The sequence below is a fragment of the Stenotrophomonas maltophilia genome, from assembly GCF_047497515.2.
GTDB lineage: Bacteria > Pseudomonadota > Gammaproteobacteria > Xanthomonadales > Xanthomonadaceae > Stenotrophomonas.
The window spans coordinates 412,846-439,577 of record NZ_JAXAXL020000001.1; the positions used below are offsets into that span (position 1 = coordinate 412,846).

Genomic DNA, 26,732 nt, shown 5'->3' on the forward strand with positions numbered 1-26,732 from the left:
GCTGGCCGGCAACCTCTGCGATACAGGGCGGCGACGGCCGGCCAGCGGCCGGCACTACCCCGTCGTGTCGCCAATGGATTCCAATGAAACCAAATTTCCCTTGCTGCACTAGGCCGCAAGGCTGGTGCACTGCGGCATACTAGGGGTCTTGCCCCACAGGTGTGACATGACGCGCGCGTTCAACTTCAGTGCCGGCCCTGCAACCTTGCCGGAATCGGTCCTGCGCCAGGCGCAGGCGGAAATGCTGGACTGGCACGGGTCCGGCGCCTCGATCGTGGAAATGAGCCATCGCGGCGCGGAATTCATGTCGGTGGCGGCCGAGGCCGAGGCCGACCTGCGTCGCCTGCTCGACATCCCCGACGACTATGCGGTGCTGTTCCTGTCCGGTGGCGCCACCACCCAGCAGGCCCTGATCCCGCTCAACTTCGCCGCCCCCGGCCAGCGTGCCGATTACGTGGTCAGTGGCCACTGGGGCAAGACCGCGGTCAAGCAGGCCGGCGTGTATGTGGACGTCAACATTGCCGCCAGCAGCGAGGCCGATGGCTACCGCACGCTGCCGCCGCGTGCCGACTGGCAGCTCTCGCCCGATGCCGCCTATGTGCACATCACCGCCAACGAGACCATCCACGGCGTCGAGTTCCGTGATGTGCCCGACACCGGCAACGTCCCGTTGATCGCCGATTTCAGTTCCTCCATTGCCAGCGAGCCGCTGGACGTGCGCCGCTACGGCGTGATCTATGCCGGTGCGCAGAAGAACCTGGGGCCGGTCGGCATCGCAGTGATGATCATCCGCCGTGACCTGCTTGAACGCAGCGGCCAGCCGCGCGCGGACATCTTCGATTACCGCTCGCACGTCGCCCGCGATTCGATGCTCAATACCCCGCCGACCTGGAACTGGTACCTGGCCGGGCTGGTGTTCAAGTGGATGCTGGCCGAAGGCGGGGTGGCCGAGTTCGCCAAGCGCAACGCCGCCAAGGCCGCCCTGGTGTACGGCGCCATCGACGGCTCCGGTGGCTTCTATCGCAACGAAGTCGCGCATGCGGCGCGTTCGCGGATGAACATCCCGTTCTTCCTGCCCGATGCTGACCTCGATGCTCGCTTCGTGGCCGAAGCCAAGGCCGCCGGCCTGCTGGCGCTGAAGGGTCACAAGGTGGTCGGTGGCATCCGCGCCTCGCTGTACAACGCCATGCCGCTGGCCGGGGCCGAGGCGCTGGTCGCCTTCATGGCCGATTTCCAGCAGCGTCACGGTTGAGCACTGAACGGCGCGCACCGTCGGGTGCGTGCCCCGCAACAAGGAATTCCGATGGCAAGCAGCAAATCCAGCAAGAAGGCGCTGAAGAAGGCCGAACCGGCCAAGGACAGCGCGCCCACCAAGGCGAAGGGCAAGGCCAAGGCCGCGTCGAACCCGGCACCGACCCTGGCGCCGCTGGCGCTGGCCGATGTGCGCTCGAAGATCGACCAGATCGACCGTGACATCCAGAACCTGATCGCCGAGCGCGCGCGCTTCGCCCATCAGGTGGGCAAGGCCAAGGGCAAGCTCGCCGCCGCCGTCGACTACTACCGTCCCGAGCGCGAAGCGCAGGTGCTGCGCATGGTGGTGGACCGCAACGAAGGCCCGCTCAGCGACGAACTGCTGGTGCACGTCTACCGCGAGATCATGTCGGCCTGCCTGGCCCAGCAGGAGCCGCTGAAGATCGGTTACCTCGGCCCGGAAGGCACCTTCAGCCAGCAGGCCGTGCTCAAGCACTTCGGCCGCTCGGCGCTGGGCCTGCCGATGGCCAGCATCGAAGAAGTGTTCCAGGAAGTGGAAGCGGGCAACGCCGATTTCGGCGTGGTGCCTGTGGAAAACTCCGGGCAGGGCACCATCCAGATCACCCTGGACATGTTCCTGACCTCGAACCTGAAGATCTGCGGCGAAGTGGAGCTGCGCGTGCAGCAGTACCTGATGTCGCGCAGCGGCCGCATCGAGGACATCGAACGCATCTACGCACACCCGCAGTCGTTCATGCAGACCTCGGCCTGGCTGCGCGCCAACCTGCCGAAGGCCGAGAAGATTCCGGTGTCGAGCAACGCCGAAGGCGCGCGCCGTGCGCGCAACGCCGACGACGCAGCCGCCATTGGTGGCGAGAGCGCCGGCCATGTGTACGGCCTGAAGAAGGTGGTCACCAAGCCGATCCAGAACGACGCCGACAACACCACCCGCTTCCTGGTGGTGGGCCGCAACATCTTCCCGACCTCCGGCCACGACCGCACCTCGGTGCTGGTGTTCATCCATGACAAGCCCGGTGCGCTGTTCGACGTGCTCAGCCCGTTCGCCCGCCACGGCATCAGCATGAACCGCATCGAGTCGCGCCCGTCGCACCACGGCAAGTGGGAATACGGCTTCTTCATCGACCTGGCCGGCCATATCGACGACGCGCCGATGCAGGCCGCGCTGGCCGAACTGGAAGCGCACTCGGCGCAGATCAAGGTGCTGGGTTCCTATCCGGTGGCCGTGCCCTGAGTGCTGCTGTGGCGGCTGCGGCCGCTGCCCCCTGTGATGCATCGCCGGCGCTGCCGGCGTTTACGGAATGATTGAACGATGAGCAACGCGCAACACTGGATTGCCCGCAAGGGCCAGCCGCTGCAGGGCAGCCTGACCATTCCCGGCGACAAGTCGGTCTCGCACCGCTCGGTGATGTTCGCCGCGCTGGCCGATGGCACCTCGCACATCGAGGGCTTCCTGGAAGGCGAAGACACCCGCGCCACCGCGCGCATCTTCAGCCAGCTGGGTGTGCGCATCGAAACGCCCAGCCCGTCGCAGCGCATCGTGCACGGCGTCGGCATCGATGGCCTGAAAGCTCCGGATGCACCGCTGGACTGCGGCAACGCCGGCACCGGCATGCGCCTGCTGGCGGGCCTGTTGGCTGGCCAGGCATTCGACTGCACGTTGATCGGCGACGAATCCTTGTCCGGCCGTCCGATGCGCCGCGTCACTGGCCCGCTGTCGCAGATGGGTGCGAGGATCGACACCGAAAGCGATGGCACGCCGCCGCTGCACGTGCATGGCGGCCAGTCGCTGCACGGCATCGATTTCGCCTCGCCGGTGGCCAGCGCGCAGATCAAGTCGGCGGTACTGCTGGCCGGCCTGTATGCGCAGGGCGAAACCCAGGTGACCGAACCGCACCCGACCCGCGACTACACCGAGCGCATGCTGTCCGCATTTGGCGTGGACATCGAATTCTCGCCGGGCAAGGCACGCCTGCGTGGCGGCCAGCGCCTGCGTGCCACCGACATCGTGGTGCCGGCCGACTTCTCCTCTGCTGCGTTCTACCTGGTCGCCGCCAGCATCATTCCCGGCTCGGAGCTGCGCCTGAAGCAGGTTGGCCTGAACCCGCGCCGCACCGGCCTGCTGCATGCACTGCGCCTGATGGGCGCGGACATCACCGAAGAGAATCCGGCCGAGCAGGGCGGTGAACCGGTGGCCGATCTGGTGGTGCGCTACGCACCGCTGAAGGGTGCGCGCATTCCGGAAGCACTGGTGCCGGACATGATCGATGAGTTCCCGGCACTGTTCGTGGCCGCTGCCGCTGCGGAAGGGCAGACCGTGGTCAGCGGCGCCGCCGAACTGCGTGTGAAGGAATCCGATCGCCTTGCCGCGATGGCCACCGGCCTGCGCGCGCTGGGCATGCAGGTGGACGAAACCGAAGATGGCGCCACCCTGCATGGTGGCGTGCGCCTGGGCAGTGGCACCATCGAAAGCCACGGCGACCACCGCATTGCCATGGCGTTCGCCATTGCCGGCCAGATCAGCGATGGCGAAGTGCGCATCAACGACATCGCCAACGTCGCCACGTCCTTCCCGGACTTCGACGGCCTGGCCCGCAGCGCCGGGTTCAATCTGGCCTGATCGGCACCGCATCCCCGGGCCACGTCCGGCGGGTCGCATTGCGCGGTAGGTGCCAACCTTGGTCGGCACGCTCACATCGCCCGGTAGGTGCCAACCTTGGTTGGCACGCTTCCTCGCATAAAAAGACGGAGGCCGAAGCCTCCGTCGAAACATCACGAACCCCTCGTCCGCGATCAACGCTGCTCGGTGCGGAAGTCCACCGGAACCCGCACCACACTGGCGACCGCACGGCCTTCATGCATGGCCGGCTGGAACTTCCAGTTCTGCACGGTGTTGAGCACCGCACGATCCAGGTCACGGCTGCGCTCGCCGCTGCGCGAAACAATCGCAGCATTGGCGACATTGCCGCGGGTATCGACATTCAGGCTGGCAATCACGCTGCCCTGCACGCCACTACGAAGTGCAGCGGCAGGGTAGGTGGGCATGCGGTTGCTGGCCAGCGGGCGCGCCTCACGATTACGTACCACCGGTGCAGCCTTGCGCTGGCTGGAAGCCGGCGCCGCCTGGCGTGCCGCCGGTGCCGTCGCATCGGCCACGGGCGCCTGCTCGGGGGCCGACAACATGCGCTCGCCTACCGGCGCCGGGGCGACCTCGTCCTGGCTGGAGTGACGCAGCCACAGCAGCGCCGCAGCAAACATCGCCACGATCAGCGCAATCCACATCCAGGGAGACGTAGGCGTGTGCTGCTCGCTTGAATCCTGCGGCAGGCGCGGCGAATGAAGGTCTTCGTGGGTGGTGGCAGTCATCGCAAACTCCTTACGTCATTGACGATGTGCAGAGTGTTGCGCGAGCCACGGTCGAGAAGTGTCAGCGTTGCGTCAACGCCTTCGGCAGGGTTCAGTTTGCCTGCCGGGAAGCGTTCAGTTACTGCGTCTTGAAGTCGAACGGCACTTCAATGCTGCCCGGTACGGCCTGCCCGTTGCTCTGTGCCGGCGTGAAGCGCCAGCGGCGCACGGCATCGGTCGCGGCACGGTCGAGCTCGCGTGAGCCGCTGCGCTGGATCACCGTGGCGTTGTTCGGGTAGCCGGTTGCATCCACGTCCACCCGCACCACCACGGTGCCGGTTTCGCCTGCACGCAATGCGGCGGCGGGGTAGGCCGGCGGCGGTGACTGGTTGGCGATCGGCATCGGCTGGCTGTTGCCACCGGCGGCCGGGGCCTGGGTGGGCGCGGCCGGGGCCGTTTCAGGCAGCGGGGCCGGGGGCGGCGGGGCGGTTTCCACCAGCTTCGGCGCGTCTTCCTCCACCGGCGCCGGCTTGGCATCGGGCATGTCGCTGGAGCCGGCGGCGGCGGCCAGCGGTTCCGGCAACGGCTCGATCTGGGCGGTCTCCTGCGGGGTCTGCGCGGCCGGGTCGGCGCGGAAGAACTCCTTGTCGCGGCCGGTCAGCCAGACCACCACGAACAGCAGCACGCCCACGCCGAAGGCGATGCCGGCGATCTTCAGGGCGTTGCGCGGGATATGCACGGTAAACGACTTGGCGGACGACGAGCGGGGTGCAGACATGGACCGGACCAGTACGGAATGCCCCGATTCTGCCACGGCGGGAATGAACCGGGCGGCAGAAATCCGTATAACAAGCGATAATCCCGTTCCTGATACCCACCACGACACCTGCCATGCTTGATCCAGCCCTGCTCCGCCACCAGCCCGCCGACCTCGCCGAACGCCTGCGCACCAGCCGCGGCTTCGAGCTCGACGTGTCTGCCCTGGAGTCCCTGGAGGCCGATCGCAAGCGCATCCAGGTGCGGACCCAGGAACTGCAGAGCCTGCGCAACAGCCGTTCCAAGGCTATCGGCCAGGCCAAGGCCAAGGGCGAGGATGTCTCGGCCATCATGGCCGAGGTCGCCGCGTTCGCCGACGAGCTGAAGGCCTCGGAAGTGGCCCTGGACGAGCTGCGCGAGAAGATCGATGCGATCTCGATGGGCATCCCGAATATTCCGGCCGATGACGTGCCGGCCGGTGCTGACGAGAACGACAACGTCGAGCAGGCGCGCTGGGGCACCCCGCGCCAGTTCGATTTCAAGGTGCTGGATCACGTTGAACTCGGCGCCCGCAACAAGTGGCTCGATGGCGAGACCGCCGCCAAGCTGTCCGGCTCGCGTTTCACCGTGCTGCGCGGCCCGATCGCGCGCCTGCACCGTGCGCTGGCCCAGTTCATGGTCGACCTGCATACCGGCGAGCACGGCTATGAAGAGACCAACGTGCCGCTGCTGGTCAATGCCGATTCGCTGCGTGGCACCAGCCAGCTGCCGAAGTTCGAGGACGACCTGTTCAAGACCGCCGTGGGCGATTCCACGCGTTACCTGATCCCGACCTCGGAAGTGCCGCTGACCAACATCGTGCGTGACGAGATCGTCGATGCCGAGCGCCTGCCGCTGCGCATGACCGCCCACTCGATGTGCTTCCGTTCCGAGGCCGGCAGCGGTGGCCGCGACGTGCGCGGCATGATCCGCCAGCACCAGTTCGAGAAGGTCGAGCTGGTCTCGATCAGCCGCCCGGAAGACAGCGACGCCGAGCACCAGCGCATGACCCGCTGCGCCGAAGTGGTGCTGGAAAAGCTGGGCCTGCCGTACCGCAAGGTGCTGCTGTGCACTGGCGACATGGGCTTTTCAGCGATCAAGACCTACGACCTGGAAGTCTGGCTGCCGTCGCAGGAGACCTACCGCGAGATCTCCTCGTGCTCGAACTGCGGTGACTTCCAGGCCCGCCGCATGCAGGCCCGCTGGCGCAACCCGGCCACCGGCAAGCCGGAGCTGGCGCATACCCTGAACGGCTCGGGCGTGGCGGTGGGCCGCGCGATGATCGCGGTGATGGAGAACTACCAGAACGCCGACGGCAGCATCACCGTGCCCGAAGCCCTGCGCCCGTACATGGGCGGCCTGGAAACCATCGGCTGATTGCCTGATCGGGTGGTTGCCATGCTTGCATGGCACTGCTGTAGCCCTGGTGGGTGCCATGCTTGCATGGCACCGAATCCACGCATGGCGTGGATCTACCGAATGCCGGGGCATCTGCGCGTGGTGTCAATTGACCCGAAGGCTGTCAGGTGTGAATCCAACGAGGCTCGAGTAGATCCACGCCATGCGTGGATGAACCCCGCGATCACCCCACACCCCGCACCTTCTCCAACGGCACCCATCCGGGTTCGCCCGTTTCCGGTACGCACCACGCCCAGCCATTGAGCATGCGTTCCCCGCGCAGCACCTGCCCGGGATCCACATCCAGTTCCCGCGCGCAGTAGTCCTCCGTGGCAAAAGCGCCACCCTGCGCATCGCGGCCGATCACCGGCGCCGGCACGAAACCGGGCTGCTGTCCCTCGGCTTCGCACAGGAACCAGTCGTCCCAGCCCTCCGGGCCTTCATAGCGTTCGCCCACCACCAGCGCCTGGCCACGGCGCAGGGTGACCGGGTGCGGAAATTCGCTGCGGTGCGCAGCCGTCACGATGTAGTTCATGCCCCCGGCCTAGCGCGTCGCCCAAAAAAACGGCCCCGCAGTGCGGGGCCGCCGGGGTGGGCCGGGATGGGGGAGGGGATCCCGGCCCGCGTTCAGCGCCCAGACGAGGAGAGAGGGGCGCCGAACGCTGGAACGCGTTATGCCGCGACGGCTTCGGCCACTTCGTGCGACGGCAGGGTGGCCAGCGCGCCGGCAATGGCGTCTTCACGGTGCTGCGGCGAGTAGGCGATGCCTTCGGCGCGCACGAACTCGACCTCGTTGATGCCCATGAAGGCGAACACCTGGCGCAGGAACGGCTCCTGGAAGTCGGCCGGCGAATCGGTGTAGATGCCGCCGCGGCTGCTGGCGATGATCACCCGCTTGCCACCGGCCAGGCCCACCGGGCCGTTCTCGGTGTACTTGAAGGTGCGGCCGGCCACGGCCACGCGGTCGATCCAGGCCTTCAGGGTGGACGGAATGCTGAAGTTGTACATCGGCGCGCCGATCACCACGATGTCGGCGTCCAGGAACTGCTGCATCACCTGTTCAGCATCGGTCGCCTCGGCGGCATCGGTCTTGGCCAGCGAACTGCTGCGCAGATGCGGTACCGGATTGGCGTCAAGATCGCGATAATCGACCTGCAGACCATCGATCTGGCCGGTGAAGCGGGCGACCACGGCGGCCGACAGTTGGCGGGACACGGAGTTGTCGCCAAGCACGCTGGCGTCGAGATGCAGAAGCTTCATGGCAGTCACCTATGTTCTGGGAGGAAGGGGCGGGGTGGCCCCGCCGACGGAGAGAACGATAGGTTGTTGCAAAGGCGGGATAAAGGTGGTTGAATGCCACGTATTGTTCTAGATATGGAACTCGGGCATGCATGACCTGAATGATCTGTACTACTTCGCGATGGTGGTCGACCACGGCGGATTCGCCGCCGCCGAGCGCGCACTGGGCATCCCCAAGTCGCGCCTGAGCCGCCGCATCAGCCAGCTGGAAACCGACCTGGGCGTGCGCCTGCTGCAGCGCTCCACGCGCCGTTTCGCCGTCACCGACGTCGGTACCAGCGTGCACCGCCACGCGCAGACCATGCTGGCCGAGGCGCAGGCCGCACGCGAAGTGGTGGACCGCCTCAGCGCGGAACCGCGCGGCGTGGTGCGGGCCAGCGTGCCGGTGTCGCTGGCGCAGATGCAGCTGCCCAAGCTGCTGCCCAAGTTCCTGGAGCAGTACCCGAAGGTGCGCCTGCAGCTGAACATCAGCAACCGCCGCGTGGACATCATCAATGAAGGCTACGACGTGGCCCTGCGCGTGCGTTCGCGCCTGGACGACGACGGCAGCCTGGTGATGCGCAGCTTCGGCCAGGTGCAGGAACTGCTGGTGGCCAGCCCGAAGTACCTGGATCGCGCCGGCCGCCCGAAGGACCCGGAAGAGCTGACCCAGCACGTCACCCTCAGCATCAGCGAAGACGAAGCGCGCCAGCGCTGGGAGCTGCATGGCCCGGAGGGCGAAGTGCGCCGGGTCGACCTGCAGCCGCGCGTGGCTGGCTTCGACTTCCCGCTGCTGCAGAGCATGGTGAAGGACGGCTTCGGCATCACCATGCTGCCGGAAACCGTGTGCGCCGATGCGGTGCGCAATGGCGAGCTGGAAGTGGTGCTGCCGGACTGGTCGCTGCCACAGGGCGTGTGCCACGCCGTGTTCGCCTCGCGCCGCGGCCTGCTGCCGGCGGTGCGGGTGTTCATCGACTTCCTGGCCGAGCACCTGCCGCCGCAGCTGGAGGCCTCGCGCCTGGACTGCGGTGGTGCCTGTGAGAAGGCCAAGGAGCGGATCAAGGCCAGTGCACTGGGTGCGTTGGCGGTGGACGCGGGCTGAGGCCTGTTGTGGGAGCGCTGGGCGACGCCCGGCGCCACGCCGGTCTTGGGCAAATCGCCCGGCCGTGCGAGAATACGCGCCCGGCCAGCAGGCTGGGCCGATACGGAGAGATGGCCGAGCGGTTTAAGGCACCGGTCTTGAAAACCGGCGAAGGGTTAAACCTTCCGTGGGTTCGAATCCCACTCTCTCCGCCATATCATCGCAAGTAATTGATTTATATGTTTATTTGCATGATTTGATTGATTGTTAAATGGGACACAAGTCGGGACACATCTCCCGAATGCGCATCCCTCACAATCTCGTTCGAGCTGCTTCCGGCAACTTCTCTTTCCGCCAGCGTGTTCCTGGTGATCTACACGCAGTTGTGGGTCTCAGGCTCATCAAACGCGCTCTAAACACTGCCGACACTAGCTGCGCTCGTATGCGCGCAACCGTTCTCGCGTCAAGCTATGCTCAGGCCTATGACTTGCTGCGAGAAAGAAGTGTGGAGAAGTTCGGTAAAAAGGATCTGGAAGATCTTGTTGAGCGGCTGAGCAAAGGTGCAGGTCGAAATGATCTCACTTTGCATCGGACTCAAGCCGCCGATGGCACGATCACAGAGCGGTGGCAGATGGATAGCGAGGAAGACGTAAAGCTCTTCCGTCAAGCGCAAGCCCAAGCGAATGCTGCGGAAGTCGCAGCAATCGGCGTTCTTGATCCCACTCCCGTTCGGCGGACACACGCTTCTCGACCCCAAGTCACCGAAACCATTAGCCTCGAGAAGGCTCGCGATGCGTGGCTTGCAAGCATCAAACCGCGCACGCTACCCAAGACCTACACGATCAAGCTTGCAGCGGTGGAATCGTTGGTTTCATTCCTCGGGCCGAAGTCCAAGCTCCACACTGTGTCCCGACCTGACCTGGCGCGCTGGTATCAGCACCTTCGCGACAACGGTGCATCCACGCCAACGCTCACGAATAAACAAAGCTATGTAGGCGGAAAGGGCGGCTTCTTCGATTGGTCAATTGCGTCAGGCTTCTACCCGAAGGGCGATAACCCGGCCACAGGGCATGTTAGCTATTCGCTCCGCGAGAAGCGGGCGCGCAGGAAGCTTGGTTTTAAAGCATATGACCATGAGCAGATCCAGACGATCTTCTCACCCAGCAACTTCGAAAAGCTCTCCCAAAACGCCAAATGGGCCTCGCTGATCGGGCTCTACACCGGTGCTCGTGCTTCTGAGGTGGGCCAGTTGCTGGTGACAGACGTGTTCAATGAGGGGAAATTGGCTTGTATCCGAATTTCGGATGAAGGTGAAAATCAGAAGGTGAAGACCGAGGTCAGTCTTCGCACAGTGCCTCTGCATCCAGCTTTGATTGAACTAGGCCTTCTTGTTTGGGTTGAGAGCCGAAGAGCGGCAGGGCATAAGCGCCTGTTCCCGCAAGCCAAAGGCACTGCTCTCAACGGGCAAGGAAATTGGATCACCAAGGCATTCAGCCGGCACTTGTCTGTCATTGGCAAAGACTGGCCGAAGGCTAAGCGTGGCTTCCATTCGTTGAGAAAAACCTTCATTCAAGAGTTGCAAGGACTTGGTGTGTCTTCTGAACTTCGCGCTCAAATTGTGGGTCACGAGCTCGATGATGAGCACCATGCGACCTACAGTAGGGACTTCACTGCGGCCGAAAAGCTCAATGGTATGGGTAATCACTCGCCCGGCCTTGCGGCGCTAAATTACAAGTTGAGACTTGGTCCGGACTCAATGGATTGAGCTAAAAGATCAGTTCAGAACGTTGCCAGTTTTATGCCGGTTCGATATGATCAGGATGCATCCCGAATTCCTTTGATCAACCTAAGAGTGCACACGAATGGCAATGACTTACGCAGAAATTCAGAAGAAAGAGAAAGAACTTCGTGATGCTCTGCAAAAACTGGAGCAGGACAAGGAGAAGTTGCTCGCTGCCGAGGCAACAAAGCACTTTGAAGACATCCACGGCAAGATGTCTGAGTTCTTCCAGCACTTCACTGCCGAACAAAAGGCTGAATTGAAGTCGTTCTTCCCGTCTGACAAGGTTCGCGGAGCGAAGAAGGTCGGTAAGCAGTCTCAGGAAAAGGGCAGTGTGCAGCCGAAGTATGAGCTGCCGACCGGCGAGAAGTGGAGCGGTCGTGGCCGCACCCCGATTGCCTTCCAGGAGTGGAAGAAGGCGAATCCGGATCACGAATATCCGGCATACCCGCACAAGGCGTGATGTCTTATTGAACCTCGGAAAGCCGGCAGCAATGTCGGCTTTTTTATATGCTCTGTTAGCGTTCAGTGTTGGTTGTGAGTTGAGTTGATAGACTTTCAACCTGCCCCTTTTGCGGGCTGGGAAAAGGCAAGTGCCGAAGAAGTCCCGAGTTGAAAAGATCCTTCCGGCCATTGGCAACCTGACGGCGGAAGAGTGCTCGAAGTTGAAGCAGGCGTTGAAGGCGCGGGAAAGCCAGGTGGAAGGCTCCGTCGTCCTCCAAAAGCGTGCGGAAAACATCAAGGGCTGTCCGCACTGCGGTAGCGTCTCCTTCCAGAAGTGGGGACGCTATAAGGGCAACCAGCGCTTTCGCTGCCACGATTGCGCCAAGACCTTTTCCCCCATCACGGGAACGCCACTTGTCGGGTTGCGCCATAGCGAGAAGCACATCGCCAATGCGAAATGCATGGTGGCAGGGATGACGGTTCGCGAGACGGCGAAACGGTTGGGCGTGAGTGTTCCTACCGCCTTCCGCTGGCGTCATCGGTTCCTGGAAGCCATGAGCCAGATGAACCCTGTCGAGTTGTCTGGGATCGTGGAAGCCGACGAAACCTTCTTCAAGGAAAGTTTCAAGGGCCGGAGAAAGGACATGCCCCGTCCGGCCAAACACCGTGGCGAACCCGCCAGCCAGCGAGGCCTGTCGCGTGAGCAAATCCCCGTGCTGGTCGCTCGCGACCGCTCCACCGGCAAGACCTTGACCAAGGTGCTCCCCTCGCGCACGGCCAAGGATATTGGCAAGGCTCTGGTTCCCGTTCTGGCTACGGATGTTGTGTTGTGTTCGGACAACGCCAGCGCTTATCGCACGCTGGCCAAGGCCATGGAGATTGAGCTGCGCTGCGTGCCCGCCAACCCCAAGAAGAAGCGCAAGGGCGAGGTCTACCACATCCAGAATGTCAACGCTTACGACAGCCGCTTGAAGGGTTGGATGTTTCGGTTCCGGGGCGTGGCCACGAAGAACCTGCCGAACTATCTGGGTTGGCACCGCTACTTGGATGTGCCGAAAAACCGCCCGACACCTCGCAAGTTCCTCACGGGGGCGCTAGGGGATTAGTCCTGGCCATTGACACTGGCCAGATTTCCGGTAGAAAGATGAGAGTTCACTACCGAGAAGCCCCCATGGCTGGAAAACCTGTTGTCGCACTCGTAGCCGATCCGGCGGCTGTCTTGAAGGCGTTCAAGGACATCGACCGCAAGCGGCGAAAGCCTTGGCATGGGGAAGAGGAAGTTCGGCTGGCTTGGGTTAGCGCGCTGGAACAGGCCACCGGTCTTGATTTTGACGCCGAACGGCAGAAGCGCGACAGCAGCTACAACAATGTGGTCATCGAGTTCAAAGGCCCAGGGCTATTCAAGGGCAGCGACAAGAGCGCCAAGTTCATTGAGGCAACAGACAAGCGTTTGTTGCCCTACATCACGAAGTTGGCCGCCCAGCAAGGACTTCCCGAGGCCGACTTCATCGGCATTGCCATCGACGGCGAACATATCTGCTTTACCCAGGTGCGGGACGGTGCCATCCACGCCGGCCACCTCCTGCCGTTCTCGATCCAGTCCTTTGGTCTGGTAGTTGACGCTTGCCTGGACAGCATTCGCCCAGCAGTTGAATCCGCGAACCTCATCCGGGACTTTGGCCATGGCTCGCCCGTGGCAACCGATGTCATGCAAGTGTTTGCCGACGCACTTTCGGCGGCTCTAAAAGATTCCAAGCGTTCGAAGATCAAGATGCTTTATGAGGAATGGAAGAGCCTCTACGGTCAGGTTGCGGACCTGACGACAGACCAGAAGGAAGCCATCAACAAGACCCTGAACTTCACTTGGACGGGGCCGACAGAACAGAGTTTGTCGGGGCGACTATTCGTTATCCACTCCTATAACTCGCTATTGATCAAGTTGCTTGCTGCGGAGATCGTCTCTGCGCACAACCTTGCTGCGGAGAAAGCCCCCGCTGAAGCCATGTGCGCCCTGCTCACGCCAGACAAGTTGCTCCAGAAACTCGAAACGGACATCGAAGGCGGTCAACTTTTCAGTGCGTCAAACATCAATGGGTTCGTCGAAGAAGCCATCTTCAGTTGGTATCTGGAAGCAGGCAAGGACAAGCGCTTTCAAGCGAACTTGGTTCAGTCGTTGAAGGCGCTGCTGGGCAAATTGTCCCTGTATCGCACCGATCATCTGGATCGCCAGCGCGATACGCTGCGCGACTTCTACCAAGATCTGGTGCCCGAAACCCTGCGCAAGAGTCTGGGCGAGTTCTACACCCCCGACTGGCTGGTTGACTTTACCGTTGATCAAGTCAAGGACGGAGACTGGCTCGGTAAGCGTTATCTCGATCCCACCTGCGGGTCCGGTGCTTTCCTGATTTCGGTATTGAGGCGCAAGAAGAAGGAAGCAATGAGCAAAGGCCTTGGTGTTTTGCCCACAATCGAAGCACTTTGTAGCGAAGTGTGGGGGTTTGACCTCAACCCACTGGCGGTCCAAACCGCGCGCGTCAACTTCCTGATGGAGATCGCCGATCTACTCAAGCAAGCGCCAGGCACCACGGTTGAAATCCCCGTTTTGCTCGCGGACGCCATCTATTCGCCCGCGCCCGATCCAATCGACGGGCAGAAGGTAGTGCCATACGAGATCGGCAGTAGTGAAGCCAACCTGAAGATCAAACTTCCCGCAGCACTTGCTTTCAATCGTGAGCGCTTGGATGAAGTGCTTGAAGTGATGGGGGAGCAAGTCGAGCAAGACCAGGAGTTCCATACCGTCCAGGCATTGCTGCTGTCCTCGGGGCTTGTCTCGGACGAAGAAGGAAAGGAATGGGCGCTGCCGCTACACGAAACCTATGATCAGGTGCTCAACCTTCATCGCAAGAACTGGAATGGCATTTGGTTCCGGATCGTTCGCAACTTCTTCTGGTCTGCCACTGCTGGGAAGTTCGACGCCATTGTTGGCAACCCACCCTGGGTGCGCTGGTCCAGTCTTCCGGAGGCCTACCGCAATCGCGTCAAGTCGGTTTGCGAAGGCTACGACATCTTTTCCAAGACCAAACATCACGGTGGCAACGAGCTGGATATCTCCGCCATGATCACCTACACCACGGGCGACAAGTGGCTGAAGGATGGCGGCAAACTGGCGTTCGTTATCACCCAGGCTGTGTTCCAGAACCCGTCCTCGGCTGGGTTCCGCAACTTCCGGATCAATGAGACAGGCAATCTCGTGCCTATCAGTGTTGACGACTTGAAGGCCCTGAAACCTTTCCCGGACGCAGCCAACAAGACTGCGGTGGCCGTATTTGAGAAGACCAAGCGCGCACCGAAGTATCCCGTTCCGTATTGTGTTTGGGACGCCAAGGAAAAGGACGAGGTTGACACGCACGGACGCAAGAAGCGGGAAAGCCGGTCGATCAATCCCGCGTTGACGCTAGACAAGGTAAAGAGTCTTACGGTTCGCACCGACATGGCCGCCGATCCGATCTCTGGCGGAGGATCACCATGGGCAATCTTGCCCGCCGGCCGGTTTGCCATTTTGCAGCCCATGGCCGAAGTGGAAGAATTGCCTTGGGTTGAGGGTCGCAAGGGGATCACTGTTGACCTCAACGGCATCTATTTCGTCAGGGTTCTCGACGAGAACAAGAACGACAAACTTGTCCAGATCGAATCCAGGCCGAAAGCCGGACGAACAGATATTGGCCCTGCTCGTAAGGCGTGGATAGAGCCAGACTGGCTCTATCCACTAATCAAGGGTGCCGCCGACTTCCAGCCTTGCTACTTGAAGCCCGTCGAAGAACTGTTTGCGATCGTTCCCAACAAGGGGATCAAGAAGGCGGATTTTGAGAAGGCAAAACTTGAATACCAGTCGTTGAAGAAGACGAAGGGCTATCTTGATCACTTCAACAAGAAGGGAAACGAACTACTAGAACAGCGCTCCACTTACCGTGGCCGCATGCTGGCAATGGGCGCCCCCTACTACGCCATCTACAATGTCGGCGACTTCACCTTCAAGAAGTGGAAGGTCATCTGGGCGGAGATGTCCGGCAAGTTCAGCGCTGCAGTGGCTGGTAGTGCCGATGTCCCACTGATTGGAAAACGCCCGTATGTTCCGGATCACAAGATTTTCTTTGTGGCCATGGACGACAAGGTAGAAGCCCACTACCTGTGCGGCATTTTGAACTCGACGACGGTGGCTGAGTTCGTCGAGAGCCACAATGTTGCCATCCAGGTCGGCGACATCTTCAAGCACATGCGGTTGCCGAAGTTTGACCCGGCCAATCAGTCCCATGTTGACCTTGCCAGAGAGGTCGAGGCTGCCCACGAGGAAGCAGACGCAACGAAGCGAGGCGTGCTTGTCGATAAGATCCGTGAGGACGCCGACGCCTTGATGGAAACCTGGCTGGCTGGGCTACGGAAATCCGCTGCGAAGAAAGCCAAAAAGCGCCCTGGAAAGTAGAGAATTTTGGCCTAACTATCTGATTTGAAAAGGGCTTGGAATCAAGCCCTTTTTCTTGCGTGCGTTTGAAAACCAACACCCAACGCTAACAGAGCCTTTTTATATGCCAAGAATGACAAACGAGAAAGCTGAGGAAGAAGGCTTCAAGAACGCGTTGGAGTCGCTCTTCCTACATAAAGAAGAGCGCAAAAGGATAAAGGCAGCTCAAGATTATGCATCGGTGCGCAAGATGCTTCATGGGATGGGCGGTGATGCTCTATTCACACTATCCATGACTGCTTTCTTCCTGGGCATCACCAGCAGTGCATTGCGAGAAGCCCGAAAAAAATATGATGATCCTTTCTTCTTGTCAAAAAGCCACACGGCTCGCAAAGATCAAATCTTGCGATGGTGGGCAACGGTCTTAAAGAAAAAGAGCGGGGTAGAAGAGGAAATCGAAGGCAGCGCTGGACTCGATCTTCGTCCCAGCCCAAACCTCTTTATCGTCTTCAAAGATAAGATCACGGGTAGGCCCGTTGTTCTTTGCAATAGCTTGATCACCTCTGTCTCAGACGAGCTCTTGTCAGACACCTTACGGACTGGATGTCGTATCGTCGCCCTTACGCCTGAAAAGGCAATTGAGAAGCCCTGGGCGTTGCATGAAGAAAAGGCTGCTTACATAGAGGCCTACCGCAAGCATCTTGAAGCCAAGCATCGGCAGAAGCTCCTATGGATGGATCGAGAGCAGGCGCAAAGCAAAGCGCTCGCTGAGCGGGCAGAGCTTGACGCTTCAACGACAAAAAGGTAATTGCACCTACCCATGTCCTGCAATCGAAGCCCCTGGAAAGGGGCTTTTTTGATCTTCAAGCATTGACTTTATTGGGCAGAGCCTTTTGATAAGAACATGCACTTATTTAAGGAGCTCCAATGTGGATGGTTTGCTAAGAAGAGCGCGAAGACACGGGAATTCCCGAGCTCATACTATGACCAAAGTGGCACGATCGACGCCAATGGTCACTTGATGACACTACTTATACCAAAGTTCAAGGCGTGGATCGCTCAATTTCCGGGCGAAGAAAAGCAGCGCGTTGCCGCATGTGAACGGTTGATCGCGGCCGGATCGCTCGAAGAGTTGAAGGTTGCACTAGAGGAGGGTGCTTTCGTTGATTGCTATACCGGCTATCATAAATTTCCCACGCCTTTGACGAACGCTGCTTGCTCTGGAGAGCTTGATCAGATCAAGCTGCTTTTGAACTATGGCGCTGATATCAATGACATGAGTGGAACTGATTTTGGCTTTGGCAGTCCTGTCGATACGGCGTATTAACAATTTGGTGCAGTCGCTCTGTTGTTGAAAAGTGGGGCAAATTTTGAGGATGCCGAGTTCTTCCACCTCAAGAGCGACAATGAGCTTCATGATTTGTTGGATCTTTACCTTCACAGTGGTTCCGCAGATGAAGATCGACCATGCCTGGAATTCCTAATTGAATTCTTGCTTGACAACGGGGCATGCTTGGTTGCGCGTCCCGAAGACTCTTATGATGACTATAATTCGCTTAAAGCGACAGTAGAGGAACTTCGGACGCTCCCGCCTCCGCGCTTCGAGGAATTTTTGCATCGTGGACACGTCGCTACTCGGCAGTGAATGTGTAACCACGCGGATAACGCTTGACGCCTGTGGAAAATTTCTTCTGATGGGTATGAGGGGCTTTTCTCCTTGTCCTCTCACCCGGGGTGTGTGTGTTCCCGCACACACATCCTAATTTTTTTCAGCGATTGATCGTCCATTAGCCATTGCCAATTCTGGATTTTCTGTTTTGTTGGGTCTAACTCAGCAAATCAGGAGATTCAGTGCGGTATAAGCGAGATCAGAAATATCATGCAAGAGAACGGCATCTATACGCTCTCAAATTTAGAAGTGGGGCGGTCTACATCGGTCAGACCGTTGACATGGCCCGGCGGCAAAAGGAACACGAGTCGGTTGCTGGTGGTTGGCCACGCGCTTTCGAGTTCCAGCACCTATCCACGATTCAAGGCACTCAGCTTGAAGCCGAAGATCATGAGAAAGCTTGGCGCTATGTCGCAGCCACTCACGGGCATCAAATCTATGGTAAGCCGCCAGGAATCGTTGTGGATTGCAGACGCCAGCAGACGCCGAGTAGCTTAAAGATCGCGAAGACCCTGCGATGGCCTAGTGCAACAAAAGGCTTCTGGGCAGACGTGATAGACACTCTCGCACAGCTGCTCGGTCGCTAGATCCCGCTGTTACACAAGCAGAGGGTAGGGCGTTATCCTCGCTCTATGCTAACCGTCCTTCACCCCGAGCTATACCACCAGATTCTGAGCTATCCAGTCGGCATCATGGCTGCACCTGATCCTGATGGTGGCAATCCGTTCCTCATCGTCAAGGCTCAAAAAGAGTTCCTTCTCGCGGCCAAGATCAGTGGCTTCATCAAGGTCTATGTGTGTCCTGCGGACCTTGATGGAAAAGAGACGCTAGCTTTGGCCTTCGCGTTCTTCGACGACGAAGATGAACCTTTGATCATTCGCACAGCTTTGCTCGATGACGTCGAGAGTCGCCACCTGTTGGCGACCTTGACCAGCCCTTCGATCAATGTTCATTTCTTTGATGAACATGGGCGAGAGTTCTTGGTCTACGAAGCAGAGATTGATGTCCCAGAAGTTACCAAGAGCCGTCTGGACGGGTTGAGGCTGCTTGGCTCGGACTTTGTCCAGGCTCAGCACATGCTGCATGGAGTCGCTACCTGGTTCGGTCTGCGCACCAGCAAGGACGACGAGGAAGCACTGACAGTCCGGCTTGTCCACGCCCCCTTTGGAGAGAGTCTTGCCATCCAGGATGCTCGGTATCCGCTCCATCAACATCACGGGGCAAAGGGATACAGCATCTCCACGTTAGAGAGGGAGGAGCCTGGGAACTTCCAAGAAGAAGACATCATCAAGTGCTTGGCGATGTGCTTTCCCCAAAGTCAGCTCTACCACGGACCACTACGAACAACTGACAAGGAAGAGATTTGTGACGTCTTGGTGGTGACAGATGATCGAGTGCTCATCATCCAAGCCAAGGACAGTCCAAACGTTGAGCGCATCGCAAAGCAGAAGCTCAGTCGGAAGCAAACCAATGCGATGACCGCTTTCAAGAAAGCCGTGGCACAGGTTCGGGGTGCACAAAGTTACATCAAAGCAGGCAACGGAACGCTTCGCTACACCCTCAACGGCGAAGAGAAGTCAATCGATATCAGCCAGAAGCAGCTCTTTGCGATCACGATCATCAAAGAAGTCTTTGAGCGAGAGAGCGAAGAATACGCGAAGATCCTCAATGTGCTGATGGTGGAGCGCAGCATCCCTTGCTACGTGATCTCATATGGCATGTTCTTTGAGCTCTGCTATCGAGTTCATGATGCCAACAAGTTCTTTCAGTTTTCAGAAGAAATGGTAGAGAGCATCAAGCATCTGCAAGACCTACCTGTGATCAACTTTCACGGCTAGTGGGTGCATCGTGTAGACCGACGACCCCACAGGCATCGTTGGTCTACGGAGCAGCTGGCATGCTGCTGCAAGTCGATCCCGTGCTCCTACCTCGTGACTATTCCGCGTCAGGCTCAGCAGCGAGACTCACTGTCCAATGCCCGCCTTCCTCCAAGTGAGGGGTGAGCAGGTCATAGGTCTTCAACATGTCTACAAGCCCAGAATGCCCATACGCACTGGGCGAAAAGGCAGAGTCGGCACGTTTCAAATACTGGCTCAGAGCGCTCACGCTAACCCTTCCATCAGGCGTGCCTGCGGCCAGGAGGGAGACGGCTTCCACGACGAACCGTGGCCTACGCTTGATCTTGGCAGACGGGGTGGGCGCAGCGTTGGGCTTGGGTTGGGCTGGGGCCCGAGGTTTGGCTTCCGGGGTCTCGGCATCAGGTGCTTGCGCAGCGGCTTGTTCAGGGCTCCATTCGAAGAACCGGTCGCACGCATTGCGCAGTGCATCTGGTGTCTTTGCTTCGCCCACAATGAAGACCGTAGCGCCGCGTTCCCTCAGCCTGCGGCTGAGATATGCGAAGTCCGAGTCGCTCGTTACTAAGCAAAAGACCTCCGCACGCTTGTCGAACAGTGCCTCTTGAGCATCAAGAGCAAGCGCAATGTCAGCAGTGTTCTTCTTGGAAGCGTATTGGTATTGAAGGCATGGGGTGAACGCCTGACGGACCAACGCTTGTTCCCAAGAATTACTGAGTGTTGCCTTGTTGCCATACCCACGGCGAAGGATCACTCGCCCGGCTTGAGCCGCCATGAGAAGTGCAAAGTCGATGATTGCTGGGGCCACGTTGTCGCAGTCGATCATGACCGCCACGGTTGCATCTTGCTGTTGCTGTGCCATGCCTGCTCTTCCTTGTATGGGTCCAGGCATCCTGCCGATGCCGCACCGGCACTATCTCACGCGGATGAGCTGCTTCCAATCAGTGGTGTAAGCGGGGGAGAGCATGTCCCGTTTTACGGACCAGGCGGGCTTCTCAAGTGTCTTACCCCTTGGACGCCAAGCCGTGGAAGCAAAGCCCATAGAGCCTCGGCCGAACTTCTGGTTGGTCCGGTCCATGACATCCATAATGGCCTTGCTGCGCTGATCGACCCCGGCGAACAGGTCTCCTTGCTGGACATCCATGTGGCTCAGATCAAGCAAGCTGACACCTGCTTTCTTGTAGCCGTAGCCATGTTTGAACATGGATTTGGCCAGCCCCTGGGCAACCATCAGAATTTCCCTGGTGTCAGCAGACGGCATCAGCAATCGAAACGACTTTGATGGATTGTATTGCGGAAAATTTTGCTTGAAAGGGTTCGTCTGGATGAAGACCCATACGCCCGCTGCTTGCAGCTGCCTTGAACGAAGCTTTTCGCAGGCTCGCTGTGCGAAAGTGGCAATGGCTTGCATCAGCTCGGTCTGTGACGTGATGTCTTTGCCGAATGTCCGAGACACCATGATTTCCTTGCGTTGTGGCTCGTGTTCTTCGAGTTCTGCACACGAGATGCCCTGCAACTCCCGCTGCGTGCGTGCCAGCACAACACCATATCGAGAACGCAGAGTGTCTACGTCAGTGGCAGCGAGATCGCCAGCCGTCAGGATGCCATCCGCACCCAATCTTGCAGTGAGCTTCCTTCCCACACCCCAAACATCCTCAACTGGGTATGTGAGCAGGGCAGGGTCGTCAGGCATCGTCGTAACGACACCCGAAATGGAGGACTTGGCCCTCTTGTTGCTGAGCTTCGCCAGCGTCTTCGTCGGTCCAATGCCTACACATGAGGGAATGCCGGTCCACTTGAAAATTCGGGCTCGCGCTTCTGCTGCGAGACGCTCGTGATCCTTTGAGGGGATGCCTGCCAGGTCAATGAAGTTTTCATCGATGCTGTATTGCTCGATTGCAGGAAAGAGGCCTCTTAAGATCGACGCAATCCTGGCGCTGATGTCACCGTAGAGCGCGAAATTTGCAGAGCGAAAAGTGATCTGCCGGCGCACGTCTGGTGGGATCTGGTGGATTGGGGCACCCATCGGCACACCGAGTTTTTTGCTCAGTGCATCTCTTGCAATGACACAGCCATCCCCGCTGCTTGCCACACACACAGGCTTACCGCGAAGCCTCGGATCGAAGCTTGCTTCAACAGAGCAGTAGAAGTTGTTCCCGTCTTGGAGAGCGATCATGCTCACAGCCTGATCTCGCTCACATCGTGCCATCGAGTGATCTCAGCCGACAGCTCATCCCACTTCGCGTGAAGAACTGCGGGGTCGCCGCTGAAAAGTGGTTGCTCGATGTGCTCAAACTGATCGAACTGGGGCCTTGGAAGGACCGAGCCAATGCCATCATAGCAAAGGGCGCTACCTAGGATCTCTGCCGTTTGCGCAAGGTCCCTGAATGCATTTTTTGCATCCGTAAGCTGCCAGCTTTCCAACTGCCTTCCTGCCCGACTTGCTTCCGTAGCCGCATGAGCCACGTCGATGTGCGTGTGCGTAACCACACCTTCAAGCCTTGCCATACGCTGTTCCAGCGCAACAAAGAAGTCTTCTCGAATCACATCATCAGCCGTTCTGTTTTGCTCGGTCGTTCCGCTCAGCGTGTCGAACTCGAGATGCCTACGGATCGATAGTTCTTCATCGAACCTCCGGCCGGAGACGATTGTGCCAGCGGGATGAGCGCGAACGAACTCTTCGAACCGTGCACGAGTGGCTACGTAGTCATAGTTGAGGCCGGCAATCTCTTCTACAAAAACCCGTCTAGTGATGAGCTGACGAGCCGCCTTCGCATCAGCGATGAGGCCTCCAATCGAGCAGACGCCCCGTGCACCCCCAATGGGATGTTTGTCAGCCAGTTTACGGACGCCCAGGAACGCGCTGTGCCAAAAACCGTTGGCAAGCATGCTGACCATGACTCCGTTTAGCTGCTTGCCTTGAGGGCCATCTGGAGCTTGGTCGATGGCTTCCACTAGGCAGGTGAACACGGCAAGGTCCCAAGCCATTCCGGATAGCTGCTTGCAGATGCTGTTCTCGTCGGTTTGGAAGATGCTCTTCCACTGCTCAATACGCTCGCGCATCATCGCCTCAGCTGCTTTTTAAAAGACCAAGTCACAACACCCCAGACATCCAGTTCAATGTCTGGGGGCACCAGGATAGGAGGATGGTCCGGGTGTCCCGAGTGGAGCGCCAGGCGATTCCGGCTCATCACAAGCCGTTTGACCATGAATCCCCCTTCCCACAGCACCAGGACAATGTCCCCGTGCTTGGGTTCCAAGCTGCGATCAACGACGAGGGTGTCGCCCTGGTCGATCCCGAGCCCAGTCATGCTGTCCCCCTCAGCGGTGGCAAAGAACGTGGCCACTGGATTGCTGATGCAGTGCTGATTGAGACATAGCGTGTCCTCAGCCCCGAAGAAGTCCTCCGCAGGGCTTGGGAAGCCACAGCTCACGCGCATGCTGAGCACGGGTAGGGCATGGGTAGGTGCGAAGGGGCTGAAAGCGCCCAGGAGGCTTGGAGGGGCGATGGGGTGCATAGTGGGAGAGTCCGAGAAAGCTGAATCACGGGCTGAGACTGACAGGCCTCAGCATGCTGCTACGGCGCTAGCTTAGAACTGTGTTAGTGAAATTACTAACAAATTCCATAAGTCATTGATGAAGAAGGACCGGCCCGATGCCTGCCAACCTGAATACGCTGGAAGCTCAACTCAACGCGCTAGAAACCGACCTTCCCTTGCTGATCCAGGCCCACCCCAGCTCGGGCGACTTCTGGGCAGCCTTCGCAGGCCTGGCAGACGTCATTGAAGACAACGCGGGAGCTCACCAGGTGTTGGTCGCTCAACGCATCAGTGCCATGCTCACCAGGCACGGCATAGCCTGCGAAGATGAGCCGGGCTAGGCGGTCTAGGGAAGAGGGGCGCACGTATGGACATGGAAGAATCGAAGACTGTGGTGGTCTATCGCCTGATCACTTCCAGGCTCGTAGAAACACGGCAGGCTTACGCGATTAGCAAAGCACTCAATCTTGCAATGGGTGAAGACAGCCCCAGGCGACTGACCGACCGGCTCAGCGGTTTGGAGGACGTTACGCTGCCCATCCTTTGGTCATGCCAGCTCGCTACGTTCGTGGGATTGGTGGCGGTGTTGGAAGACAGCACCGGAAGTGCGTCGATCCCGGAGCTTGCTCGCTTGATACGAGCTGAGGGCACAGAAGTGCCGGCAGAGCTAGAAGCAGAAGCTGCGAAGATCTGCGACAAATATCGTGTCTTTCGCAACAAACTCTTCTCTCATAATTCGACCCAACGCGAGCAGCATCGAGAGCTCTTTGACGAAGCCAAGATTAGTTGGGAGCAGCTCGACGCTGACTTCGATGCTGTGACGCGGATACTTTTCCAAATTGCGGACAAGAACCAGGCGCTTTCGCTCGATCTCGCGCCGCTCATGGCGTTCAATCATGTCGAAGCGACTGAGTCGATGATGAAAGAGCTTCTCGCAAAGATTCAAGAATGAGCAGTGCACAGCTTGCCGAACGCCCTTGTCACATTACCAACGACCTGGATCCAGGTCGTTGGATGTTCGGGCACGTATGTGCATTGACAACGAGAATGCACATCAGGTCAATTGACCAGTAGCCGCGAAACCATGCATCAGGGGGAAGTGTGAGTTCATTGGACGAAGAATATTTCAATTTTTTAGAGCATCTCGGTGCGTCGAATGCTGATATCGAGGTGCGTCGTGTAGCGCATGTCATCCACGTGCACCTCCAACGCATCGCTGACGCCCCAAGTGCCGGTGGCCGTAGGTCACAAAACGTTGCAGAATTGCTCCGGGGAAGCCTGCACCGAGTTGAACAGCTGCCTGAGCTCGGAGCTCGCGCTGATCAGGATGCCCTTACTTGGTCTGACTTGAAGTCACTCAAAATTGGGCCGTTCCGTGGATTCAGAAGAGAGGAGATCTTCGACCTAAGCAAGCGAGTGACCCTCTTCTACGGTCCTAACGGAAGTGGCAAAACAAGTCTCTGTGAGGCTATCGAGTATGCGCTGACTGGTGACGTCGAAGAGGCTTCACTCAAGCGAGCAGGAGCTTTGGGGAGCTATTTCACCAACATCCATGAAGGTCGATACTTGGCACCTGTGCTCTTCTCTCAAGGTGACGATGAGGGCGTTCCGGTTGCACCTGTTCCGGGTCTGCTGCGCTTTGCAATCATCGAGAAGAACCGGATCGAGAGCTTCGCCAGGATCGCTGCACGCACGCCAGCCCAGGCTGGGGAGCTCATTGCATCGCTCTTTGGGCTTGAGGAATTTAGCGATTTCGTCAAGCAATTTCCCACTGAAATCGATATCGGATTGTTGCTTGAAACGCCGAAGAAACTGCTCCTTGAAGGCAAGGCATCTGCCCTTGCCGCTGCTCAAGCGCGTCTCCGAGACGCAGATGTAACGTCAAAAGCGTTCGTTGACGAGCTAAGCGCACTCGCTGCGGAGCTTGAATGCAACATTGACCGCGTCCGTGAACTCATCGACCCAGATGATGGCCAGAGCCGACTCCAAGGGCTCATCACCGCAGCAGATGAGATCATTCCCGCTCAGTCTGGTCTCAAAGTAAGTGGTGTTCGACCGTCCTTTCTTGCACTAAGGAGGACCCAGCGACAGCTGCATAACGTAAGAAGGCAACTAGCCGACTTGGCTGGGCAAGTCTCGTTCAAGAAGCTCTTTCAATCCATCCAGGAGCTCCGAGCTGAGGCTGGTGAAGCGTGTCCAGCCTGCTTGACGCCCCTGGCTCATGCAGTCGCCAATCCGTTTGAACGTGCAGACCATGAGCTGCGGAATCTTCAAGAATTGGCAGTGTTAGAAGATCAGGCAAGCACGCTCAAAGAAGGCTGCAACGAGCTATTGCGCCAGATCCGAGCGTATCTTGCCCCAATTAAAGATCAAGCAGGATACGAAGCTCTAGCAAACAACGCCGTAGTCCGTTGGGCCGTAAGTGGGCAAGGCGCTGACTGGAACATAGACGGCTTGAAGGCACACCATGTGCGTGACGTCTCTAAGGCGCTTGCTGCTTTGGAAGCGGGTGATTTGGAACTGAGCACGCGTGCTGAGTCTCGCCAACAGGTGATCTCGGAGAGGGACAAGCTGAGTGACATCGCTCAACGTCTGGCGGTCATTGATGCCAAGATAGTTCAGCACGAAGCTGGCTTGGTGGCTGATAAGACGCTGGTCGAAGGCTTCGATCTGGCGAACTCAGATCTCATTGAAAGCGCGCGTCTCGAGGCTGAGTCTTACGCGTTCGAAACGCGTATTCGGACGGGCTATGCGGCATTCAGAGCTGCCATCAGAGCCTATCTTGATGGTCTGCCCAGGAAGTTCTTGGCGGACCTCAATGATCTAACGCTAGACCTCTACAACGCGTTCAATGAGGATGATCACGAAAGGGACAAGCTCACCTCACTATCTCTCCCCCTCAAAGGTGGAGAGAAAATTATGGTTGCGTTCGGTGCAGATCCAGCCCGGATGCATGATGCGCTTCATGTGCTCAGCGAGGGGCATCTCAGGTGCCTTGGTCTAGCCATTCTTCTTGCTAAGAACATCAAGCTGGAACTACCGCTGCTGGTCTTTGACGATGCTGTCAACGCAATTGATTCCGACCATCGAGCCGGCATACGAAAGACGCTGTTTGGCGACGAGCGGCTCAACATCAAGCAGATCATCATCACCTGTCACGGCAATGAGTTCATCAAGGATATCCAGAATCAGCTTGGCAACGATGTCTCTAATTTGTATGTGCTGAGTCATCATGATGGCGACCATCAACCGCGTGTCCAAGGGGGCACGAGTAGGAACTACCTCCTGCGTGCACGGCAGTTCCTCGACGAAGGTGACCAAAGACAGTGTCTAGCCTTCTGTCGCCAAGCCCTCGAAAACGTGACCGCCAAGACCTGGAAGAAGATCAGCGGTAGATCCAGGGAACTCGCCCAATTGAAGCTTCCCATCGCGCCGCCAACTTTCAAGCCAGAGCTCGGTGCGCTTACCCAAGCTCTAATCAAGGCTTTGAACGAGGGAATACATCGAGGACAGCTGACGGGCCAGGCGATGACAGAGCTCAGTGCGGGATTCCAAGAAATTCTGAACGTCCCGAACAGCCAGTCTGTCTGGTCTCGTTTCAATAAAGGCACTCATGACGAAGAGGATCGTGAGGAATTTGAAATTCAAACGGTTCGCCAAATCTACGCTGCGCTCGACAAGATTGCTAGGGCGTTACAGGAGTAACCGATAATCTTCTCAGCCCAACAAGGGCCTGCAACTTTAGGGTGCGGGGCTGCGTTCTAGCTCTACGCTTTTCAATGATCGGCATGCACAGAGTGCAACGCGCCAACTAGTTGAGCA

At 58.8% G+C, this 26,732-nt stretch carries 23 protein-coding genes and 1 tRNA gene; 16 read left to right on the plus strand and 8 right to left on the minus strand.

Going from position 1 to position 26,732, the window contains the following annotated elements; translation table 11 throughout:
* Positions 1–166: 166 nt before the first annotated feature.
* From serC to aroA, 3 genes are all read left to right on the plus strand, one after another.
* Positions 167–1,252 (plus strand): 3-phosphoserine/phosphohydroxythreonine transaminase, encoded by a 1,086-nt coding sequence (gene serC / locus ACMZPQ_RS02105; protein ID WP_197581097.1) that lies wholly within the window; start codon positions 167–169, stop codon positions 1,250–1,252.
* Positions 1,253–1,303: 51 nt separating this feature from the next.
* Positions 1,304–2,503, plus strand: a complete 1,200-nt coding sequence (gene pheA / locus ACMZPQ_RS02110) for a prephenate dehydratase (protein ID WP_197581094.1) — start codon at positions 1,304–1,306, stop codon at positions 2,501–2,503.
* A gap of 78 nt (positions 2,504–2,581) precedes the next feature.
* Entirely contained in the window at positions 2,582–3,889 is a 1,308-nt protein-coding gene (aroA, locus tag ACMZPQ_RS02115) for a 3-phosphoshikimate 1-carboxyvinyltransferase (protein ID WP_197581091.1), read from the plus strand.
* A gap of 173 nt (positions 3,890–4,062) precedes the next feature.
* On the opposite strand, the gene ACMZPQ_RS02120 is transcribed toward aroA, so the two are convergent.
* A complete protein-coding gene (locus tag ACMZPQ_RS02120) occupies positions 4,063–4,635 on the minus strand; it encodes an energy transducer TonB (RefSeq protein WP_197581088.1) in 573 nt (190 codons plus the stop codon).
* A gap of 118 nt (positions 4,636–4,753) precedes the next feature.
* A complete protein-coding gene (locus tag ACMZPQ_RS02125) occupies positions 4,754–5,392 on the minus strand; it encodes a TonB family protein (RefSeq protein WP_197581085.1) in 639 nt (212 codons plus the stop codon).
* A gap of 113 nt (positions 5,393–5,505) precedes the next feature.
* Between ACMZPQ_RS02125 and serS the strand changes: the two genes are divergently transcribed.
* Positions 5,506–6,786 (plus strand): serine--tRNA ligase, encoded by a 1,281-nt coding sequence (gene serS, locus ACMZPQ_RS02130; RefSeq protein WP_197581082.1) that lies wholly within the window; start codon positions 5,506–5,508, stop codon positions 6,784–6,786.
* Between the two features lie 205 nt (positions 6,787–6,991).
* Here serS and ACMZPQ_RS02135 read toward each other — a convergent pair whose 3' ends face one another.
* Both ACMZPQ_RS02135 and ACMZPQ_RS02140 read right to left on the minus strand, forming a co-directional pair.
* On the minus strand, positions 6,992–7,342 hold the full coding sequence (locus tag ACMZPQ_RS02135; RefSeq protein ID WP_197581079.1) for an SH3 domain-containing protein: 351 nt from the start codon (positions 7,340–7,342) through the stop codon (positions 6,992–6,994).
* Positions 7,343–7,479: 137 nt separating this feature from the next.
* A complete protein-coding gene (locus tag ACMZPQ_RS02140; protein WP_053450174.1) occupies positions 7,480–8,067 on the minus strand; it encodes an FMN-dependent NADH-azoreductase in 588 nt (195 codons plus the stop codon).
* Positions 8,068–8,194: 127 nt separating this feature from the next.
* Here ACMZPQ_RS02140 and ACMZPQ_RS02145 point away from each other — a divergent pair, with 127 nt between their 5' ends.
* The 9 genes from ACMZPQ_RS02145 (at position 8,195) to ACMZPQ_RS02185 (ending at position 19,356) form a co-directional block, all read left to right on the plus strand.
* On the plus strand, positions 8,195–9,187 hold the full coding sequence (locus tag ACMZPQ_RS02145; RefSeq protein WP_005410175.1) for a LysR family transcriptional regulator: 993 nt from the start codon (positions 8,195–8,197) through the stop codon (positions 9,185–9,187).
* A 104-nt stretch (positions 9,188–9,291) separates the two neighbouring features.
* Positions 9,292–9,381: transfer RNA gene (locus ACMZPQ_RS02150), tRNA-Ser, on the plus strand.
* An 86-nt stretch (positions 9,382–9,467) separates the two neighbouring features.
* Positions 9,468–10,931 carry a site-specific integrase gene (locus tag ACMZPQ_RS02155; RefSeq protein WP_154329694.1) on the plus strand — a complete coding sequence of 488 codons (1,464 nt, stop codon included), beginning with the start codon at positions 9,468–9,470 and terminating at the stop codon, positions 10,929–10,931.
* 103 nt (positions 10,932–11,034) lie between these two features.
* A complete protein-coding gene (locus tag ACMZPQ_RS02160) occupies positions 11,035–11,409 on the plus strand; it encodes an H-NS family nucleoid-associated regulatory protein (protein WP_185805952.1) in 375 nt (124 codons plus the stop codon).
* 130 nt (positions 11,410–11,539) lie between these two features.
* Entirely contained in the window at positions 11,540–12,496 is a 957-nt protein-coding gene (locus ACMZPQ_RS02165) for an IS1595 family transposase (RefSeq protein WP_154329546.1), read from the plus strand.
* Between the two features lie 65 nt (positions 12,497–12,561).
* Positions 12,562–15,870 carry an Eco57I restriction-modification methylase domain-containing protein gene (locus ACMZPQ_RS02170; protein WP_154329545.1) on the plus strand — a complete coding sequence of 1,103 codons (3,309 nt, stop codon included), beginning with the start codon at positions 12,562–12,564 and terminating at the stop codon, positions 15,868–15,870.
* Between the two features lie 55 nt (positions 15,871–15,925).
* On the plus strand, positions 15,926–16,657 hold the full coding sequence (locus tag ACMZPQ_RS02175; RefSeq protein ID WP_197649788.1) for a hypothetical protein: 732 nt from the start codon (positions 15,926–15,928) through the stop codon (positions 16,655–16,657).
* A 96-nt stretch (positions 16,658–16,753) separates the two neighbouring features.
* Entirely contained in the window at positions 16,754–17,176 is a 423-nt protein-coding gene (locus ACMZPQ_RS02180; RefSeq protein ID WP_414486227.1) for a hypothetical protein, read from the plus strand.
* Between the two features lie 1,034 nt (positions 17,177–18,210).
* A complete protein-coding gene (locus ACMZPQ_RS02185) occupies positions 18,211–19,356 on the plus strand; it encodes a hypothetical protein (protein WP_197649790.1) in 1,146 nt (381 codons plus the stop codon).
* Between the two features lie 97 nt (positions 19,357–19,453).
* Here the strand turns inward: ACMZPQ_RS02185 and ACMZPQ_RS02190 are convergent, their stop codons facing one another.
* From ACMZPQ_RS02190 to ACMZPQ_RS02205, 4 genes are read right to left on the minus strand one after another with little or no spacing between them, the layout of a single operon-like run.
* On the minus strand, positions 19,454–20,233 hold the full coding sequence (locus tag ACMZPQ_RS02190; protein ID WP_062167874.1) for an NYN domain-containing protein: 780 nt from the start codon (positions 20,231–20,233) through the stop codon (positions 19,454–19,456).
* A gap of 51 nt (positions 20,234–20,284) precedes the next feature.
* Entirely contained in the window at positions 20,285–21,547 is a 1,263-nt protein-coding gene (locus ACMZPQ_RS02195; RefSeq protein ID WP_164084979.1) for a Y-family DNA polymerase, read from the minus strand.
* Between the two features lie 2 nt (positions 21,548–21,549).
* Complete coding sequence (locus tag ACMZPQ_RS02200) at positions 21,550–22,434, minus strand: hypothetical protein (RefSeq protein WP_414486228.1); 885 nt, start codon at positions 22,432–22,434, stop codon at positions 21,550–21,552.
* Complete coding sequence (locus ACMZPQ_RS02205) at positions 22,434–22,889, minus strand: LexA family protein (RefSeq protein WP_197649792.1); 456 nt, start codon at positions 22,887–22,889, stop codon at positions 22,434–22,436. Before ACMZPQ_RS02205 ends, ACMZPQ_RS02200 begins: the two co-directional genes overlap by 1 nt.
* 137 nt (positions 22,890–23,026) lie before the next feature.
* Here ACMZPQ_RS02205 and ACMZPQ_RS02210 point away from each other — a divergent pair, with 137 nt between their 5' ends.
* From ACMZPQ_RS02210 to ACMZPQ_RS02220, 3 genes are all read left to right on the plus strand, one after another.
* Complete coding sequence (locus ACMZPQ_RS02210) at positions 23,027–23,251, plus strand: hypothetical protein (RefSeq protein WP_164084982.1); 225 nt, start codon at positions 23,027–23,029, stop codon at positions 23,249–23,251.
* A 32-nt stretch (positions 23,252–23,283) separates the two neighbouring features.
* Positions 23,284–23,862 (plus strand): hypothetical protein, encoded by a 579-nt coding sequence (locus ACMZPQ_RS02215; protein ID WP_197649793.1) that lies wholly within the window; start codon positions 23,284–23,286, stop codon positions 23,860–23,862.
* A gap of 158 nt (positions 23,863–24,020) precedes the next feature.
* The gene (locus ACMZPQ_RS02220; protein WP_197649794.1) at positions 24,021–26,615 is read left to right on the plus strand and encodes an AAA family ATPase; all 2,595 of its coding nucleotides are present in this window, start codon (positions 24,021–24,023) and stop codon (positions 26,613–26,615) included.
* The last annotated feature ends 117 nt before the right edge of the window (positions 26,616–26,732 follow it).

Bases quoted from the DNA above. Each gene is read 5' to 3' on its own strand.
- ACMZPQ_RS02160 (WP_185805952.1), top strand. From the start codon at position 11,035: ATGACTTACGCAGAAATTCAGAAGAAAGAGAAAGAACTTCGTGATGCT.
- ACMZPQ_RS02170 (WP_154329545.1), top strand. From the start codon at position 12,562: ATGGCTGGAAAACCTGTTGTCGCACTCGTAGCCGATCCGGCGGCTGTC.
- ACMZPQ_RS02120 (WP_197581088.1), bottom strand. From the start codon at position 4,635: ATGACTGCCACCACCCACGAAGACCTTCATTCGCCGCGCCTGCCGCAG.
- aroA (WP_197581091.1), top strand. From the start codon at position 2,582: ATGAGCAACGCGCAACACTGGATTGCCCGCAAGGGCCAGCCGCTGCAG.
- ACMZPQ_RS02140 (WP_053450174.1), bottom strand. From the start codon at position 8,067: ATGAAGCTTCTGCATCTCGACGCCAGCGTGCTTGGCGACAACTCCGTG.
- ACMZPQ_RS02145 (WP_005410175.1), top strand. From the start codon at position 8,195: ATGCATGACCTGAATGATCTGTACTACTTCGCGATGGTGGTCGACCAC.
- ACMZPQ_RS02210 (WP_164084982.1), top strand. From the start codon at position 23,027: ATGCCTGCCAACCTGAATACGCTGGAAGCTCAACTCAACGCGCTAGAA.
- ACMZPQ_RS02205 (WP_197649792.1), bottom strand. From the start codon at position 22,889: ATGCACCCCATCGCCCCTCCAAGCCTCCTGGGCGCTTTCAGCCCCTTC.
- ACMZPQ_RS02195 (WP_164084979.1), bottom strand. From the start codon at position 21,547: ATGATCGCTCTCCAAGACGGGAACAACTTCTACTGCTCTGTTGAAGCA.
- ACMZPQ_RS02135 (WP_197581079.1), bottom strand. From the start codon at position 7,342: ATGAACTACATCGTGACGGCTGCGCACCGCAGCGAATTTCCGCACCCG.
- ACMZPQ_RS02185 (WP_197649790.1), top strand. From the start codon at position 18,211: ATGGCTGCACCTGATCCTGATGGTGGCAATCCGTTCCTCATCGTCAAG.
- ACMZPQ_RS02200 (WP_414486228.1), bottom strand. From the start codon at position 22,434: ATGCGCGAGCGTATTGAGCAGTGGAAGAGCATCTTCCAAACCGACGAG.
- serS (WP_197581082.1), top strand. From the start codon at position 5,506: ATGCTTGATCCAGCCCTGCTCCGCCACCAGCCCGCCGACCTCGCCGAA.
- pheA (WP_197581094.1), top strand. From the start codon at position 1,304: ATGGCAAGCAGCAAATCCAGCAAGAAGGCGCTGAAGAAGGCCGAACCG.
- ACMZPQ_RS02215 (WP_197649793.1), top strand. From the start codon at position 23,284: ATGGAAGAATCGAAGACTGTGGTGGTCTATCGCCTGATCACTTCCAGG.
- serC (WP_197581097.1), top strand. From the start codon at position 167: ATGACGCGCGCGTTCAACTTCAGTGCCGGCCCTGCAACCTTGCCGGAA.
- ACMZPQ_RS02155 (WP_154329694.1), top strand. From the start codon at position 9,468: ATGCGCATCCCTCACAATCTCGTTCGAGCTGCTTCCGGCAACTTCTCT.
- ACMZPQ_RS02190 (WP_062167874.1), bottom strand. From the start codon at position 20,233: ATGGCACAGCAACAGCAAGATGCAACCGTGGCGGTCATGATCGACTGC.
- ACMZPQ_RS02180 (WP_414486227.1), top strand. From the start codon at position 16,754: ATGCACTTATTTAAGGAGCTCCAATGTGGATGGTTTGCTAAGAAGAGC.
- ACMZPQ_RS02125 (WP_197581085.1), bottom strand. From the start codon at position 5,392: ATGTCTGCACCCCGCTCGTCGTCCGCCAAGTCGTTTACCGTGCATATC.